General features: G+C 70.0%; 9 protein-coding genes and 1 tRNA gene. 8 read left to right on the top strand and 2 right to left on the bottom strand.

Annotation, left to right across the window (positions count from 1 at the left end; genetic code table 11):
- Positions 1-62: 62 nt before the first annotated feature.
- The 8 genes from CCL05_RS22685 to CCL05_RS22650 all read left to right on the top strand — a co-directional run bounded on the left by CCL05_RS22685 (position 63) and on the right by CCL05_RS22650 (position 14786).
- Positions 63-136: transfer RNA gene (locus CCL05_RS22685), tRNA-Lys, on the top strand.
- A 114-nt stretch (positions 137-250) separates the two neighbouring features.
- Positions 251-964: a FadR/GntR family transcriptional regulator gene (locus tag CCL05_RS22680; protein ID WP_086562320.1), complete on the top strand. Its 714-nt coding sequence runs from the start codon at positions 251-253 to the stop codon at positions 962-964.
- A 325-nt stretch (positions 965-1289) separates the two neighbouring features.
- Positions 1290-3296, top strand: a complete 2007-nt coding sequence (locus CCL05_RS22675) for a glycosyltransferase family 2 protein (protein ID WP_086562319.1) — start codon at positions 1290-1292, stop codon at positions 3294-3296.
- On the top strand, positions 3293-5233 hold the full coding sequence (gene glxA / locus CCL05_RS22670; RefSeq protein ID WP_086562318.1) for a radical copper oxidase GlxA: 1941 nt from the start codon (positions 3293-3295) through the stop codon (positions 5231-5233). The genes CCL05_RS22675 and glxA overlap by 4 nt, the downstream gene beginning before the upstream one ends.
- Before the next feature lie 186 nt (positions 5234-5419).
- Positions 5420-6361 carry an ABC transporter ATP-binding protein gene (locus tag CCL05_RS22665; protein ID WP_086562317.1) on the top strand — a complete coding sequence of 314 codons (942 nt, stop codon included), beginning with the start codon at positions 5420-5422 and terminating at the stop codon, positions 6359-6361.
- Complete coding sequence (locus CCL05_RS22660; RefSeq protein ID WP_086562316.1) at positions 6358-7713, top strand: ABC transporter permease; 1356 nt, start codon at positions 6358-6360, stop codon at positions 7711-7713. The genes CCL05_RS22665 and CCL05_RS22660 overlap by 4 nt, the downstream gene beginning before the upstream one ends.
- Positions 7714-7717: 4 nt before the next feature.
- Positions 7718-10474 carry a bifunctional YncE family protein/alkaline phosphatase family protein gene (locus CCL05_RS22655; protein WP_086562315.1) on the top strand — a complete coding sequence of 919 codons (2757 nt, stop codon included), beginning with the start codon at positions 7718-7720 and terminating at the stop codon, positions 10472-10474.
- A 103-nt stretch (positions 10475-10577) separates the two neighbouring features.
- Positions 10578-14786 carry an nSTAND1 domain-containing NTPase gene (locus CCL05_RS22650; RefSeq protein WP_086562314.1) on the top strand — a complete coding sequence of 1403 codons (4209 nt, stop codon included), beginning with the start codon at positions 10578-10580 and terminating at the stop codon, positions 14784-14786.
- On the opposite strand, the gene CCL05_RS22645 is transcribed toward CCL05_RS22650, so the two are convergent.
- Both CCL05_RS22645 and CCL05_RS22640 read right to left on the bottom strand, forming a co-directional pair.
- Positions 14787-15821, bottom strand: a complete 1035-nt coding sequence (locus CCL05_RS22645) for a glycoside hydrolase family 6 protein (RefSeq protein WP_086562313.1) — start codon at positions 15819-15821, stop codon at positions 14787-14789.
- Between the two features lie 334 nt (positions 15822-16155).
- The coding region (locus CCL05_RS22640; RefSeq protein ID WP_244204363.1) for a class F sortase at positions 16156-16632 on the bottom strand (477 nt) is incomplete at its 5' end.

The following is a 16632-nucleotide window of genomic DNA, read 5'->3' as shown; positions in this document are numbered from 1 at the left end:
CGGGGCGGGAGCAGGTGGTCGGGAGCACTGCCCGGCGTCCTGTAGAGTTACGTCGTCAGCGCGCGCCGCTAGCTCAGTTGGTTAGAGCAGCTGACTCTTAATCAGCGGGTCCGGGGTTCGAGTCCCTGGCGGCGCACAGACGGCAAAGCCCCTCGCGACAGCGGGGGGCTTTTCGCATGCCCGTTCGCAGCCCTGGTGCACTCTGGCCGGAACCCGGCCCCCCGCACGATTGGCCGGATACCCTCTCGCCATGGCAGCGCGTGATCTCCAGGAGCGGATCAAGAAGCTCATCATCGACCGCCGGCTGGCCTCCGGGGCACCGCTGCCGACCGAGCCCGAGCTGATGGAGTACCTCGGCGCGAGCCGGAACTCGGTACGGGAGGCGCTGAAGGCACTCCAGGCCATGGGCATCGTGGAGATCCGGCACGGCTTCGGCACCTACGTCGGCCCGATGTCCCTAGCCCCGATGATCGAGGGCCTCGCCTTCCGCACGGTCGCCGGGCACTACCGGGGCGAGGACTCGCTGCTCCAGCTGCTGGAACTGCGGGAGGCGGTGGAGACCGGGCTGGTCTCCCGGCTCGCGGGGCGGATACCGGAAGCGGACCTCGTTGAACTGGACGGGCTCGTCGGCCGTATGGAAGAGCAGGCCGCGCGCGGGGCCGGGCTCGCCGAGACCGACCGGGCCTTCCACGCCACCCTCTACCGGGGGCTGGACAACGTGCTGCTGAGTGAGGTCCTGGAGGCGTTCTGGGACGCCTTCCACCGGGTCCGCACCGACCTCGGGGGCGAGCCGCAGGACCCGAAGGTGACCTGCCGGCAGCACCGGGAGATCCTCGACGCGGTCCGGTCCGGCGACTCGATGCGAGCGGAGAAGGCCATAAGAGAGCACTTCGGGAACATCCGCGCCCGCTTGTCCACAACCGCTCCACATGGTCCCCACACCCACCACAATGAACGCGTATGACCGGTAAACACCGCGTTTCGCATCTTGCGATCATGATGAACGCCGTAGAACCCTGGTTATCTGGTTTTTCAAGATGCCGCGGATTCGCGGCAGTTGGGGGGATTCGCAGCCGGTTGCGGGCCGGGCGGGGGTAGGGGCCCCGTTCATGAGGCGATGCCGAGGGGGGCATCATGCAACCGGAAGGTCGCGTTGCCGTGTCTATAAGGTGTGGATGACGTGGTGACAGCGACCCACCACTGATACGTCTGTGGAGGTCGAGGGGGACCTGCCGCAGACGGAAGGAAGCGACGAAACACGCGGTGTCCGCGTGTGGGGGGAATGACTCATGACGTCGAGGCCGACGGGCGCCCGACAGCAGGACCACGACCCGTCCCAGACCACCCAGCTCAGGGTTCCGGCGCATCGGATGAGCACCACGGGGACGTTCCGGCGGATCAAGAAGACGCTGCCGAGATACGACTACGAGCACTACAGCCGGCTCGCGGGTCCCCTCACCCAGCCTGATCCGACCAAGCCGTACAAGGTGCAGTACCGGTCGCTGATATCGCAGGAACCGCACCGGATGAGAGTCGCGCTGATGCTGGCCGCGGCCCCGGTGCTGTCCGTGGTGCTGCTGGTGTGGCTGCTCCAGCCCGAGCACTGGACCGAGCGCGACTACCCGGCCTTCGACTGGCTGCCCGCGCTCGACATCGTGATGCTGGTCTCGATCGGTCTGATCGAGCTGTTCCGCTGCATGAACGTGGTGTCGAACGCGCACGCCACCCTGGTCGCCCGCGACCCGATCCCGGTGGTGCCCGAGACCGGCACCAGAGTGGCCTTCCTCACCTCCTTCGTGCCCGGCAAGGAACCGCTGGAGATGGTGACGAAGACCCTGGAGGCGGCGGTCAGGATCCGCCACCGGGGCCTGATGCACGTGTGGCTGCTCGACGAGGGCGACGACCCCGAGGTGAAGGCGGTCTGCGAGCGCCTCGGCGTGCACCACTTCTCCCGCAAGGGCGTCGCCAAGTGGAACCAGGCCAAGGGCCCGCACCGCGCCAAGACCAAGCACGGCAACTACAACGCCTGGCTCGAAGCGCACGGCGACGACTACGACTTCTTCGCCTCGGTCGACACCGACCACGTGCCGCTGCCCAACTACCTGGAGCGGATGCTCGGCTTCTTCCGCGACCCGGACGTCGGCTTCGTCATCGGCCCGCAGGTGTACGGCAACTACGACAACCCCATCACCAAGGCCGCCGAGTCGCAGCAGTTCCTGTTCCACGCGCTGATCCAGCGCGCGGGCAACCGCTACGGCTCCCCGATGTTCGTCGGCACCTCCAACGCCGTGCGCATCAAGGCGCTGAAGCAGATCGGCGGTCTGTACGACTCGATCACCGAGGACATGGCGACCGGCTTCGAGATGCACCGCCACAAGAACCCGGCGACGGGCAACAAGTGGCGCTCGGTGTACACGCCGGACGTGCTCGCGGTCGGTGAGGGCCCGAGCGCCTGGACGGACTTCTTCACCCAGCAGATGCGCTGGTCGCGAGGGACGTACGAGACGATCCTCAAGCAGTACTGGAAGGGCTGGTACTCGCTGCCGCCGAGCAAGCTCTTCAACTACACGATGATGATCATCTTCTACCCGATGTCGGCCCTGAACTGGATCCTCGCGGCGCTCAGTTGCGCGCTGTTCCTCGGCATGGGCGCCTCGGGTGTGAACATCGACCCGGCGGTCTGGCTGATGCTCTACGGCAACGCCTCCGCGCTCCAGATCGGTCTGTACGTCTGGAACCGCCGGCACAACGTCTCGCCGCACGAGCCGGAGGGCTCCGGCGGTGTGGCCGGCATGGTGATGTCCGCGCTGTCGGCGCCGCTGTACGCGAAGGCGCTGATCGACTCCGTGCTGCGGCGCAAGAGCAAGTTCGTGGTCACGCCCAAGGGCGACTCGGCGAGCCCGGACCGCTGGTTCGGGACGTTCCGCTACCACTGGTACTTCGTCGCGATCTTCGGCGCGTCGATCACGGCCGGCTTCGTCTTCGGCCACTCGCACCCCGCGATGATCATCTGGGCGACGTTCGCGCTGCTGATCACCGCCTCGCCGGTCTTCGCCTGGCGCTGGCAGCTGCGGCAGGACGCCAAGAAGCCCGCCGCTCCCGCCGTGGAGCAGCCCCAGGACCCTGCGGGGCCGCACCGGACGCGGCCGCTGCCCATCCCGCAGCAGCCGTCGGCGGCGCATCCCCCGCAGCACAAGCCCGGTTGGGCCGCCACCCCTGGCGCAAACGGGGAGGTCGGGGGGACCGACCAGACCATGCAGATCGCCCTTGGTGGACTTGGGGGACGTAACGAATGAACGACCGTGCAGGCCGCCGCCGGGCCCGTCGACTCGCGATCGGCACGGCGGTGGTACTCGCGCTGGCCGGGATGAACGGGCCGTGGCTCTACCGCTTCAGCACCGAGAAATACCACCAGTACACAATCAACAAGCCGGAGTACAAGGCCGCGAACGGCAAGTGGGAGATCATCGAGTTTCCCGAGGAGTACCGGCAGAACACGATCCACGCGGCGCTGCTGCGCACCGGCAAGGTGCTGCTCGTCGCGGGGTCGGGCAACAACCAGGACAACTTCGACGCGAAGAAGTTCGACACCCGGATCTGGGACCCGGTCAAGGGCACCATCAAGAAGGTCCCGACGCCCAGCGACCTGTTCTGCACGGGCCACACCCAGCTCGCCAACGGCAACCTGCTCATCGCGGGCGGTACCAAGCGGTACGAGAAGCTCAAGGGTGACGTCACCAAGGCCGGCGGCCTGATGATCGTCCACAACGAGAACCCGGACAAGCCGATCACGCTGCCCGCGGGCACGAAGTTCACAGGCAAGCAGAACGGCAAGACCTTCGTCTCGAAGGACCCGGTGCTCGTGCCGCGCGCGAAGAAGGTCTTCGACAAGGCGACCGGCAGGTTCCTGCGCAACGACCCCGGCCTCGGCCGGATCTACGTCGAGGCCCAGAAGCGGGGCCGGAAGTACGAGACGGGCACGCAGGACAACTACCGCGTGCAGGGCCTCAAGGGCGCCGACGCCAAGAACACCTACGGCATCGCGCAGAAACTCGCCCTCGACAAGAAGGACTTCCAGGGGATCCGGGACGCCTTCGAGTTCGACCCCGTGGCCGAGAAGTACATCAAGGTCGACCCGATGAAGGAGGCCCGCTGGTACCCGACGCTCACCACCCTGAGCAACGGGAAGATCCTCAGCGTCTCCGGCCTCGACGACATCGGCCAGCTCGTCCCCGGCAAGAACGAGGTCTTCGACCCGAAGACCAGGAAGTGGAGCTACACGGGCAAGATCCGGCAGTTCCCGACCTACCCGGCGCTGTTCCTCATGCAGAACGGCAAGGTCTTCTACTCGGGTTCCAACGCGGGCTACGGGCCGGACAACGTGGGCCGTGACCCGGGCGTGTGGGACGTGGACACCAACAAGTTCACGAAGATCCCCGGCCTGAGCGACCCCACGCTGATGGAGACGTCGGGCACGGTGCTGCTGCCGCCCGCGCAGGACGAGAAGTACATGGTGATCGGCGGCGGTGGCGTCGGCGAGTCCAAGGAGTCCAGCGAGAAGACCCGGATCGTCGACCTGAAGGCCGGCAACCCGCGCTTCGTGGACGGCCCGTCCCTGGAGAAGGGCACGCGCTACCCGCAGGCCTCGGTCCTGCCCGACGACAGCGTGCTGATCTCCGGCGGTTCGGAGGACTACCGCGGGCGCGGCGACTCCAACATCCTTCAGGCACGGCTCTACGACACGGAGAAGAACGAGCTCCGGCGGGTCGCCGACCCGCTGGTGGGCCGCAACTACCACTCCGGGTCGATCCTGCTGCCCGACGGTCGCGTGATGTTCTTCGGCTCGGACTCGCTGTACGCCGACAAGGCCAACACCAAGCCGGGCGTGTTCGAGCAGCGCATCGAGATCTACACACCGCCGTACCTGTACGGCGACGGGGACCAGCCCTCGCTGTCGGGCGGGCCGCAGACCATCGAGCGCGGCGAGACGGGCACGTTCACCTCGTCGGACGCGTCCAGGATCAAGAAGGTCCGGCTGATCCGCCCGAGCGCCTCCACGCATGTCACGGACGTCGACCAGCGGTCGATCGCGCTGGACTTCAAGGCGTCCGGCGACAAGCTGACGGTGACCGTGCCGGAGAACCGCAACCTGGTCCAGGCGGGCTGGTACATGCTGTTCGTGACGGACGACCGGGGCACCCCGAGCAAGGCGCAGTGGGTCAAGGTGCCGTAGCCGGCACCGTGAAACCGCCTGGCCCGTCACCTTTCCCCGTGGTGACGGGCCAGCGCTCGATATCGGCCGTTCATGACCAATACTTGCCGATGACTTGACGACCCGTTCCGTGCCCGTTCAGTCCCCCGTCCGCGTCTGCCTGTGTGTCGTCCCTAAGGTCCCTGAGGGCTTTGAAGGAAGGCACTCATGGACACACTCCTCGCCGTCCGGGCGCGTGGGATCACCAAGGGGTTCGGGGATGTCGTCGCGCTCGACGGCGTCGATCTGGATGTGGCGCAGGGGCAGATCCACGGCTTGGCCGGACCGAACGGCGCCGGTAAGACGACACTGCTCGGTCTCCTGCTGGGCCTGGCCGTCGCGGACAGCGGCCGGCTCGAGATCCTGGGAACGCCGGCCGGCCGGGCGCTCGCCGCTCCCGACGGTGTCGCCGGCTTCGTGGACGGTCCCGGTCTCTACCCCTCGCTCACCGCCCGGCAGAACCTCGCAGCGCTGGCCGCTCTCCGCGGGCGCGACGCGCGGACAGCGGGAGTCGGCGACGCGCTCGACCAGGTCGGGCTCACCGATGTCGCCGACGACCGGGTCCGCAGCTTCTCCCTCGGCATGCGCCAGCGGCTGGGGCTCGCCGCCGCCCTGCTCACCGAGCCCCGGCTTCTCGTGCTCGACGAACCTGCCAACGGCCTCGACCCGGTCGGCAAGAAACACGTACACGGTGTCCTCGCGCGGCTCGCATCGGACGGAACCGCCGTCGTGCTCTCGAGCCACCGCATGGACGACCTCGAGGCACTGTGCTCCGAGGTCACCATCCTCGCCACCGGACGGGTCGTTTTCTCCGGCCCGCTGAGCAAGCTCGCCGCCGAGAGCCGTGAACTCGACTACCGGCTGCGGACCTCCGACCCTGACGCTGCCCGCCGGCTGGCTGTCGACACGGCCGGAATCAGCGTCGTCGACGACGCCGGGACCCGGCACGACCCCGAGGTGCTCGTCGTACGCGCGCCGGTGCCCGCCCTCGACGAACTGGTGGCGGGGCTCGTGCACGCGGGTGTCGCGGTGCGCGAACTCGCACCCCTGGTGTCGCCGCTCGAAGCCGCGTTCCTCGCCCTCACCGAGCGGCAGGAGGCCGGCCGATGACCGCGACCATCGCCCACAACGCTGTCAGGGCCCGCCCGGTCCCGGTTCCCCGTGGCTACCGCTTCGAGCTGGTCAAGCTGGTGTCGCAGTGGCGGATCCGCTTGCTGGTGCCGGCCTGCTGGATCGCTCCGGCGTTCTTCGTCGCCGGGGTGAGTCTGCAGAGCACGCTCCCCTCCGACACCCTCTTCGGTCGCTGGATGCACGCCACGGGGTGGGCCGGGCCGCTGGTGATGCTCGGTTTCGCGGGCACCTGGGCGCTCCCGCTGCTGACCTCGGTGGTCGCGGGTGACGTGTTCGCCTCCGAGGACCGGCTCGGCACCTGGCGCCATCTGCTCGTGGCGGTCCGTTCACCCGGACGGATCTTCGCGGCGAAGGCACTGGCCGGCCTCACCGTCATCTTGCTGCTCGTGGCGGGGCTGGCCTGTTCCAGCGTGGTCGGCGGGGTCGTGGCGGTCGGCAACCAGCCGCTGGTCGGCCTCGACGGCCGGCTGCTGGCGCCCGGGGACGCCGCCGGCAGGGTGGTGCTCGCCTGGGCCTGCGTCCTCGCACCGACCCTGGCCCTCGCCGCGATCGGACTGCTCGGGTCGGTCGCGCTGGGGCGGTCCCCGATGGGGCTGTTGCTGCCCGCGCTCGTCGCGCTCGCGATGCAGGTCGCCCAGCTGCTGCCGTTGCCCGTCGCCGTGCGCCTGGCCCTTCCCGGCTACGCCTTCACCTCCTGGAACGGTCTGTTCACCAGCCCGGCGCAGGTCGGCCCGCTCCTGACCGGCATCGTGGTCAGCCTGGTGTGGGCCGTGCTGGCGACGACGCTGGCCTGTCTGCTGTTCCTGCGGCGGGACTTCACCAACCCGGCCTACGACGGTGCCGGGCGCCGCGCGTTCACGCTCGGCCTGCTGCCCCTGGCCGCACTGACCGCCCTCACCGTCGCGGTGATCGCCGTGGCGACCCCGTCCCTGGGCTCGGGCATCCGGCAGGACAAGGTCGAGCGGTCGGTGGCCACGGCCTTCGCGCACCTCTACCGCCTGCAGACCCGGCAGTTGCACCGCCCCGCCGTCACCGAGGCGCGGCTGCGGGCCGGCGCGGCGTGCACCAAGAGCGACGGCCAGGGCGCTCAAGAGGGCGCGGGCAACGACTGGCGTTGCGTCGTGACCTGGCATCTCCCCGACGTCGCGGTAGCCGGCACGGCCGTCTACCAGCTCGACGTCGCCTCAGACGGGCGGTTCGTGGCCGACGGCGACGGACCGAAGGAAGTCAACGGTTACTTCCTCGTCCGTACCCCCACCGGGGACGCCCCGAACCCCCTTTGGCAGTTCGACGGCAACGTCGAGCTGCTCGACACCACCTCGAAGGGATAACCCCATGCAGGTAACACGGCAGCGCCGGGTTAACGAGAAAGCGCAGGTCAGCCTCTTCGGCAGACGCGTCGGCCGCCGCACCGTCCTGGTGACGGCGGGCATCGCCGTCGCCCTCGGCGTCACGGGCACCGCCGTCGCCTCGACGTGGCAGTTCGGCACCCAGCGGGTCGCCCAGACCACCCGCGACGGCCAGGTCATCTCCAGCGACCAGTACATCAAGCCGTACGGCAGCCGCACCGTCATCGACGACGGCAAGATCATGTCGTCCACGGTCAGCCCGGACGGTACCCATCTGGCGGCCGCGGTCGCGGACGGCGACGCCTCGCTCGTCGTCCTCGACCTCGCGACCGGGCAGGTGAAGCAGAAGGTCGGCACCAACGCGGCGGACGACCTGCGCATCAAGACCGGCTCCGTCGGCCAGGAGGGCCCGACGTACTCGCCCGACGGCAAGCACCTGTGGCTGGGCCAGGCCGACGGCTACACCAAGTTCACCGTCGACGCGGACGGCACCCTCGCCGACCCGGTGGCCGTCTCCATACCGGCCGACGGCACCAAGCACGCGCTGGTGGGAGCTGCGGTGTTCTCGGCCGACGGTTCCACCGTGTACGCGGCGGTCAACGGCCAGAACCGGGTGGTCGCCATCGACGCGGCCGACGGAACCATCAAGCAGAGCTGGGCCGTCGGCAACGCCCCGCGCGGTCTCGCCCTGGCCGGCGGCAAGCTCTACGTCAGCAACGAGGGCGGCCGTCCGGCCAAGGCCGGCGACACCACCATGAACTCCTACGGCACCCAGGTGCCCGCCGACCCCGACACCGGTGCCGCCACGACCGGCACGGTCAGCGTCATCGACACGGCCGACCCCTCCGCCGCCGTCGGCAGCATCGACGTCGGTCTGCACCCGACCGCCGTGTACGCCGAGAAGGGCACGGTGTTCGTCACCAACACCGCCGACAACAGCGTCTCGGTCATCGACACGGCCAAGGACAAGGTCGTCCAGACCATCGCCACCCAGCCGTGGCCGGAGGCATCGGTCGGTTACGAGCCCAACGCCGTGACACTCACCGACGACGGCCGCCTCCTGGTGACGCTCGGCCGCGCCAACGCCGTGGCCGTCTACCGCTTCACCTCGGCGCAGCAGCCGGCCCGTTACGTCGGCCTGCTCCCCACGGACTACTTCCCCTCCGAGATCACCACCGTCGGCAAGCAGGTCGTCGTCTCCAACACCCGTGGCATCGACGCCCGCCGTCCCACCGCCGGCGGCGGCCACGGCACCCATGACACGACGTCCAGCCTGACGCGGTTCACCCTGCCCGACGACAGCGTCGTCCGCTCCCAGACGGCCAAGGTCTTCCAGCAGAACGGCTGGACGGCCGGCTCGGTCCTCACCGCCCAGGGCAACAGCCACGCCAAGCCGCTGCCGGTCCCGGCGCGCCTCGGCGACCCCTCGACCATCAAGCACGTCTTCCTGCTGGTCAAGGAGAACCGGACCTACGACCAGGTCTTCGGCGACATGCCGCAGGGCGAGGGCAACTCCTCGCTGACGACGTTCGGCGAGAACGTGACGCCCAACCAGCACGCGCTGGCCCGGCAGTTCGGGCTGTACGACAACTTCTACGACGTCGGCACGAACTCCGCCGAGGGCCACAACTGGCTGATGCAGTCGGACAACCCGGAGTACACCGAGTCCTCCGCCGGGGAGTACACGCGCAGTTACGACACCGAGGACGACGTTCTCGGCCACCAGAAGACCGGCTTCCTCTGGACCGGCGCACAGGCGGCCGGGAAGTCCGTCAAGGACTTCGGCGAGTTCCAGTCGATCGAGTCCAAGCCGGCCGGCGCGACCTGGCAGAACCTGTACTGCGACAGCAAGACCATGGCCGCGACCGGGGCGCGGACCCAGTACCCCATCAAGACCGGTTCGGCGATTCCCTCGCTCAACAAGGTCTCGGTGCAGGGCTTCCCGATGTTCGACCTCGATGTCCCGGACATCTACAAGGAACAGATCTGGAAGCAGGACTTCGAGAAGAACGGTCCGGCGAACCTGAACATGTTCTGGTTCTCCAACGACCACACCGGTGGCCCGGCGAACGCCTCCGCCGAGGTCGCCGACAACGACCTCGCGGTCGGCCGCATGGTCGACGAGATCTCGCACAGCACGTACTGGAAGGACTCGGCGATCTTCGTCGTCGAGGACGACTCCCAGAACGGTCTCGACCACGTCGACGGCCACCGTGCGCCGGTGCAGATCATCAGCCCGTACGCCAAGCACGGCACCGTCGACCACCACTACTACTCGCAGATCACGATGGTCCGCACCATCGAGCAGATCCTCGGCACCCACCCGATGAACCAGCTCGACAGCGTGGCCACCCCGATGTACGGGGCGTTCACCCAGAAGCCTGACGACACCCGGTTCACCGCGGTGCCCAACCGGACCTCGCTGACCCTCGGTGTCAGCCCCCAGCCGTCCTGCGGTGCGGACACCCCGGCGCCGCAGGACGCGAAGGCAGCGGCCGCGCCGACGTCCACGGCGGTGCCCGAGGCGGCGCGGACGGTGGCGGCGCAGTGGAAGGCCTGGGCGTCGCACCAGCGGCTGACCGGCCCGAACGCCGTGCCCGACTACGCCAACCCCGAGCAGATGAACCGTTACACCTGGTACCAGACGCACGACTTCAGCAAGCCGTACCCCGGTGACAAGAAGGTGTACGCGCCGAAGGACGTGCCGGGCGCCTACCTCCCGTCGCCGGAGTCCGACGGCTGACGGCTGACGGCTGACGGGAAACATGCTTGACCTGTGCACGTAGGTGGTGTGCCCTCAGTACCAGATCGACACGTGTGGTCAACGGTGGCGGGGGAAACGGGAGATGACCGAGCCGACCACGTCGGACGCGGTGGCCGAGGACGTCCTGGCCGCCGCGACCGTCCAGGTCACGGGCACTGACGGGCACATCGGGGGCCTCGGGGTGCTCATCGCGCCCACCCTGGTGCTGACCTGCGCCCATGTCGTCCTGGAGGCCTCGGGGCGGCCGGCCCACCAGGAGGAGCGCCCCGACGGCCCCCTCGGTGTCCGTCTGGTCCTGCGCGACGGCGAGCCGGTGGACGCCGTCGTCCAGGACTGGGTGCCCGTACGCGCGAACGGCACCGGGGACGTGACAGTCCTGTCCCTGTCCCGCCCGCTTACCGAGGCCCGGCCGGTCCTCATGGTGGCGCCCCGGGACGTCTGGGACCACAGAGCCATCGTTTTCGGACTGCCGAGGGACGACACCGGCGGCGGCTGGCACACCGCCCGGCTGCGCGCCCGCACCGGCACCGGCCGGCTTCAGATGTCGCCGCTCGACGGGCAGTCGGACCCGATCCAGCCCGGCTTCAGCGGCTCCGCCGTGTGGGACGACGACCTCGGTGCCGTGGTCGGCATCGTCGCCTCGATCTCACCGGCACACCGGGGGCAGGCCTTCTGCATCCCGACCCGCACGGTCCTCGACGAACTCCCGGAGCTGGCCGAACTGCTCGCGCCCGACTCCCCGTTCCCGGGCCTGCGCCCGTACACCGAGGAGCACAGCGCGCACTTCTACGGCCGGGACGAGGACGTCACCGCGGTCGTCGACCTGCTCTGCCCGCACGGGGCGCCCGAGGGCTGCGTGACACTGACCGGCCCCTCCGGCTCCGGCAAGTCCTCCCTCCTCATGGCGGGCGTGCTGCCCCGCCTGAAGGAACAGGAGGTGGAGGTCGTCACCCTGCGCGCGGAGGGCCGGCAGCCGGACGCCGAAGCGATACGAGAGGTGCTGCGGACCCACCGCTCGGCACGCGGACTCGTGCTGGCCCTCGACCAGGCGGAGGCGCTGCTGCTGCGCCCCGAGGAGGAACTGCGCACCCTGTCCGACGCCCTCCTCGACGCCTGCCGGCACCCCGGAGTGGCGGTCCTGGTGGCGCTGCGCACCGACTTCCAGGACGCGGCCCTGCGCCACCCGGAGCTGAGCCGGCTGGTCGGCGGTGCGCCCGCCCACCAGCTGGGTCTGATGACCCGCGAGCAGCTCACCGAGGTGGTCCGGCTGCCGCTGCGGGCCTTCCCCGGCGTGGAGTACGACAGCGGACTGGCCGACCGGCTCATCGAGGACGCGGCGGGCCGGCCCGGAGCCCTGCCCCTGCTCGGGTTCGTCCTCACCACCCTGTGGGAACGGCAGGTCGGCGGCCGGCTCCGCCTCGACACCTACCGCGAACTCGGCGGCCTCGGCGGGGTGCTGAGCAGCAGGGCGGACTCCGCGTGGCAGCGGGCGCTGCGGGGCGCGTCGGAGGAGGCCGCGACCGGGCTGCTCCGCGCGCTGGTCCAGATCCCGCCCGGCAGCGGCACGGCCCTGCGCGCCCGGCTCGCGCGCCGCGACGTGGGCGAGGAGCAGTGGGCCATCGCCCGCGCACTCGCCGAGGCCCGGGTCCTGGTCCTGGGCGCGGACCCCGAGCGGGGCGAGACGGTCGAGCTGGCCCACGAGGCCCTCATCGAACACTGGCAGCCGCTCGCGACGCAGCTGGAAAAAGACCGTACGTTCCTCACCTGGCGCGGCGAACTGCGCTACGACCGCGCCCGCTGGTGGCGGGCAGGACGGCCGGACGGGCTGTTGCTGGAGGATCCGGCGCTGTCGGTGGCGGAAGGGTGGCTCGCGCAGCGGCGTGCCGAACTGACGGCGGAGGACCGGGAGTTCATTGAGGCGAGTGCCGGGCTGCGGGCGCGTAAGCAGCAGGAGAGCGCGAGGTCCGAGCGCCGGAAGCGGTATCTGCGGGTGCTGTGGGCGGTGGTCACGGTGCTGGCCGTGGTGGCGGCGGCGGTGGTGTCCGTGCTGTATCTGAACCTGCTGACGGAGCAGCGGCGGCTGGCTTCGGACCGGTTGGCGCAGCAGGCCGCGAGCCTCGACAGCACGTCGTTGACGGCCTCCTCGCTGTACGCGGTCGGGGCGTATCGAGCCGAGGCCCGGCCGGAAGCCCGTTCCGCGCTGCTCGCACACTATCTGCGGTCGCAGGACGTGGAGCGGGTGGTGATGGAGGGGCGCAACGAGGTCGAGGACATCGCCCTCACGGACGACGGCTCGGTCGCCTACACCGTGCTGGGCAACGGCGACTTCGTGCGGCTGGACCTGCGCGGGAAGAAACGGCCCAAGCCCTTCCAGGTCTCGACACGGCACGACACCGAACGGATCGCCGTGTCGGCCGACGGGCGGAGGGTGGCCCGGGCGAGCGACTGGGGTCTGATCTCCCTCGGCGTGCCGCTCTCCTCCGACCCGGACAAGTTCCGGGTCATTCCCCTGCGCGAGGGCGAGGCCGTGAAGAAGAACCCGCGCACCCCCAACGACCTGCGGTTCGAGGGGGACAGGAAGCGGATCCTCGCCGCGATCCCCCGCGAGGGCGTGCGCATGTGGAACGCGGACGACGGCCGCCCCACGGGCCGCACCCTGACCCCGCCGCGCGGCTGGGACGCGGCCCAGGCCTGGTTCGCCGCGGACGACACGGTCGTGGCGCGGATCGTGCCCTCCGGCGCGGACGCGGACGACCCACGGGGCCGGCTGGTCTCCTGGGACCTCGACGGGGGCTCGCTGCGCCGCCCCTGGGACGAGCGCGCCACCGCCTCCGCGACCGTCAGCGGCAACGGCCGCGTCCTGGTCACCTGCACCGAGCAGGGCGCACTCGAAGCGTGGCGGCTGGGCACCACGCCCCGGCGCTTCCAGAGCTGGAGCAACGCCGGCTTCCAGGGGTTGTGCCCGCTCTACACGCCCCGGCTCGACGCCACGGGCCGCTACCTGGTCAATCCCACCGGGCGCATCGGCAGCGACCTGGGCCGGATGCGGTTCCTCGTCATCGACCTGGAGAAGGGCTGGCCGGCCACCTTCGACACCCCCGCCGCGGCCCCCGAGGACGAGAACATCACCGGCCGTTCGTTCGCTCCGGCGGTCGCGCTCGCCGGACCTCCGGACAACCTGCGCGCCGCCGTCTCCGTCGGCGGAAGCATCGTCACCGTACGCGTCAAGCCGCCCACGTCCTTCGACTCCAACTCCCTGGTCAACCGCATCCGCACACCGGACGGACCCAGCGGCAAAATGGCGGTCGTCGACACCAGCGGCAGCGGACTGCAGCTGTGGAACCTGGCCGACCACAGGCTGCTGGCGACCGCGCGCGCGTCCCGGCCGCTGGCCCGGCTGTACGCCGCCTTCAGCCCGGACGGGCGACGGATGCTGACCATCGCCCAGGACGAGCGGACGGTCCTCGTCTGGCGGATCGACGGCGGCTCCCTCAAGGAGGAGCACGTCCTCGAACTGCCCGCCCCTCCCGACATCACGGCTTCCGGAGCGGACCCGCAGACGGGGCTCGTCCCGTCCTGGATCAACCTGAGCTTCTCCGACGACGACCACGCCGTGATCTCGGGGCTGTCGTACGTCTCCCGCTGGAATCTCGACACGGGCAAGCCGGTCGGTGAGATCTACCGGCCTCCCGTCCAGGATCGTGCGCAGCTCACCAACGAGGCCGCCGGCACCTTCGCCACCGCCGTACCCGGCAAACCGCAGGCGGTGGTGCGGACGGTGGCCGAGATCGGCGTCTGGGACTTCACCACCGGTGAGTTCAAGAGGTGGATCAAGAAGGACGGCGGGGACCGGTCGGTCCGGTCGTTCGCCCTCTCCCCCGACGGCAGGATCCTCGCCGTGCAGTACGCCGGCGGCCGGGTACGCCTGTGGGACGTGCAGAAGAAGGACTGGAGGCAGGACCTCACCACCAACGGCGTCTACTACCTCGGCCGCTTCCTCGGCGACCGCCTGCTCCACACGACCACCGCCGCCGGCGAACAGGTCGTCTGGGACATCGACAAGCGCCAGGACACCTACCGCTACTACGTGGGCTACGGCTCGGTCCTCTCACCGAGCACCGACGGCAAGTCCCTCACGATGGTCGACGGCTCCCGCACCTCCGTGATCCCGCTCGAACCCGAGAGGTGGATGGACCGGCTGTGCACCCTCGCAGGGCGGGAGTTGAACAATGCGGAAAAGAAACTGGCCGTCGATCCCGACCTGGTCGACGACGTGTGCCCGGCCTTCTAGTCAGGAACTCGCCCTGGCCAGCTTCAGTGCGTAGTCCGCCCACCACTGGCCCGCCTTCGGCCCGCCCTTGCACTCGCCGTCCGACTCGCCCGGCCGTTTCACCCACAGGTACGCGTCGACCAGCGGGTCCGCCGTCTTGGTCGTCGGCGTCTCGCCCAGGGCGCGGCCCGGCGGGTTGCACCAGCGTTCGTCCGGGCTGCCCTGGGTGTAGGGGCCCTTGCCGTTGCGGCTGGTGTCGATGACGAAGTGCTTGCCCGCGACCTTGGCGGAGAGCTGCTTGCCGTAGGCGATGGAGTCGTCGGTGGAGTAGAAGTTGGAGACGTTGACGGAGAAGCCGTCGGCCTGGTCGATACCGGCCCGCTGCAGCGGCTCGAAGATCTGGTCGGGGTGCTGCCAGCCGGCGTTGCCCGCGTCCAGGTACACCTTGGTGTTCTTCAGGGACTTCAGCTTGACGACGGCGCCCTTGAGGAGGTCGTAGCGCTCCTCGTGGAACTGTTCCGGGGTGCAGCCGTCCACCAGGTGCAGCAGCGCGTCCGGTTCGAGGATGACCGTGGCGGAGCGGTCGCCGATGCCCGTCGCCACGCCGTCGAGCCACGCGCGGTAGGCGTTGCCGTCGGCGGCGCCGCCCTGGGAGTACTGGCCGCAGTCGCGGTGCGGGATGTTGTAGAGGACGAGCAGTGCCGTACGGCCGGCCTTGTCGGCGGCCTCGGTGAAGCCCCGGGTCTGCTCCTCGGGGTTGTCCGGGCCGATCCACTCGGCGACCGGCTGCTCGGCGATCTTGCGGATGTGCTCGGCGTCCTGCTTCTTGCCGGCCTTCTCCAGGGCGGCGACCTGCCGGGCCGCGGTGCCGTCCGGATTGACCCAGAACGGGGCGGTCTCCTTGGGCTGCTGTGTGATCCCGGCGCCCGCGTCGGCGCCCTTGTCCGATCCGTCTCCCCCGTCGGACGAACACCCCGTGATCAGCAGTGCCGCCCCCAGCACCACCGCGGACATCCGCCTCCCGGCGGACGGCCCTGCCCCCCTGCTGCCGTACATCCAACTCCCCCTTGGGTGCGGCGTTCCAAGTCTCAATCCTGACATACGTCCCGCGACGCCCAGGAGGTCGAACCCAGGCGTGCGGGTGACGCAGAGCCACCGTATCGGGACTTGGCGTTATTCAACCTCTAGGCCCGGGCGGGCCGTTGGTTCTAGAGTCTTCTCAGCAGCACCCGGCCTCCGGCCAGAGTTTCACCCACCGTGGCTCCCGCGCCCTCCCGCGCGGCTCGCCGGGTTACTCCCGCAGCCCGTGCGCGCGCGGTCGAGGACCAGCCCGGCCGGCGACTTCAGGGGGAGCGGGTCGTCGACCGGGCTGGGTGGGCGCCCGAGGCCGCTAGAGGCCGGTTCCCGTCAGGTACGCCGACACCACCACGTTCGCCGTGTAGCTGCGGGTCGTACGGTCGAAGCTGCCGCCGCAGGTGACCAGCCGCAGTTCGGCACGGCCCGACTCGCGGGGCCCGTAGGCCTGATGGGCGTCGAAGTGGTCGCGGGTGAGGACCTGGACGGACTCGACGGTGAACTCCGCGACCTTGGCGTCGGCCCGGACCACCCGGATCGTCTGGCCCGGCCGCATGGCACTGACCTTGTAGAAGACAGCGGGCCGGGTCTCGGTGTCGACGTGACCGACCATCAGCGCGGTGCCCGGCGCCCCGGGTGCCACGCCGCCCGCGTACCAGCCGACCACGCCCGGCTGGTCGTACGGCGGCGGATCGAGCGCACCGCGTGCGTCCAGACCCCGCGCCACCACGGGCGCCTGCACCCCGAGCCCGGGGATGTCGACGCGCTGGGGCAGCGCGTCGACATCCCCGGG

Origin of the sequence: Streptomyces africanus, from assembly GCF_002150735.1 — a bacterium.
GTDB classification, from domain to species: domain Bacteria; phylum Actinomycetota; class Actinomycetes; order Streptomycetales; family Streptomycetaceae; genus Streptomyces; species Streptomyces africanus.
Note: the sequence above shows the minus strand (reverse complement) of the source record. Positions and strands in the feature narration are given on the sequence as shown.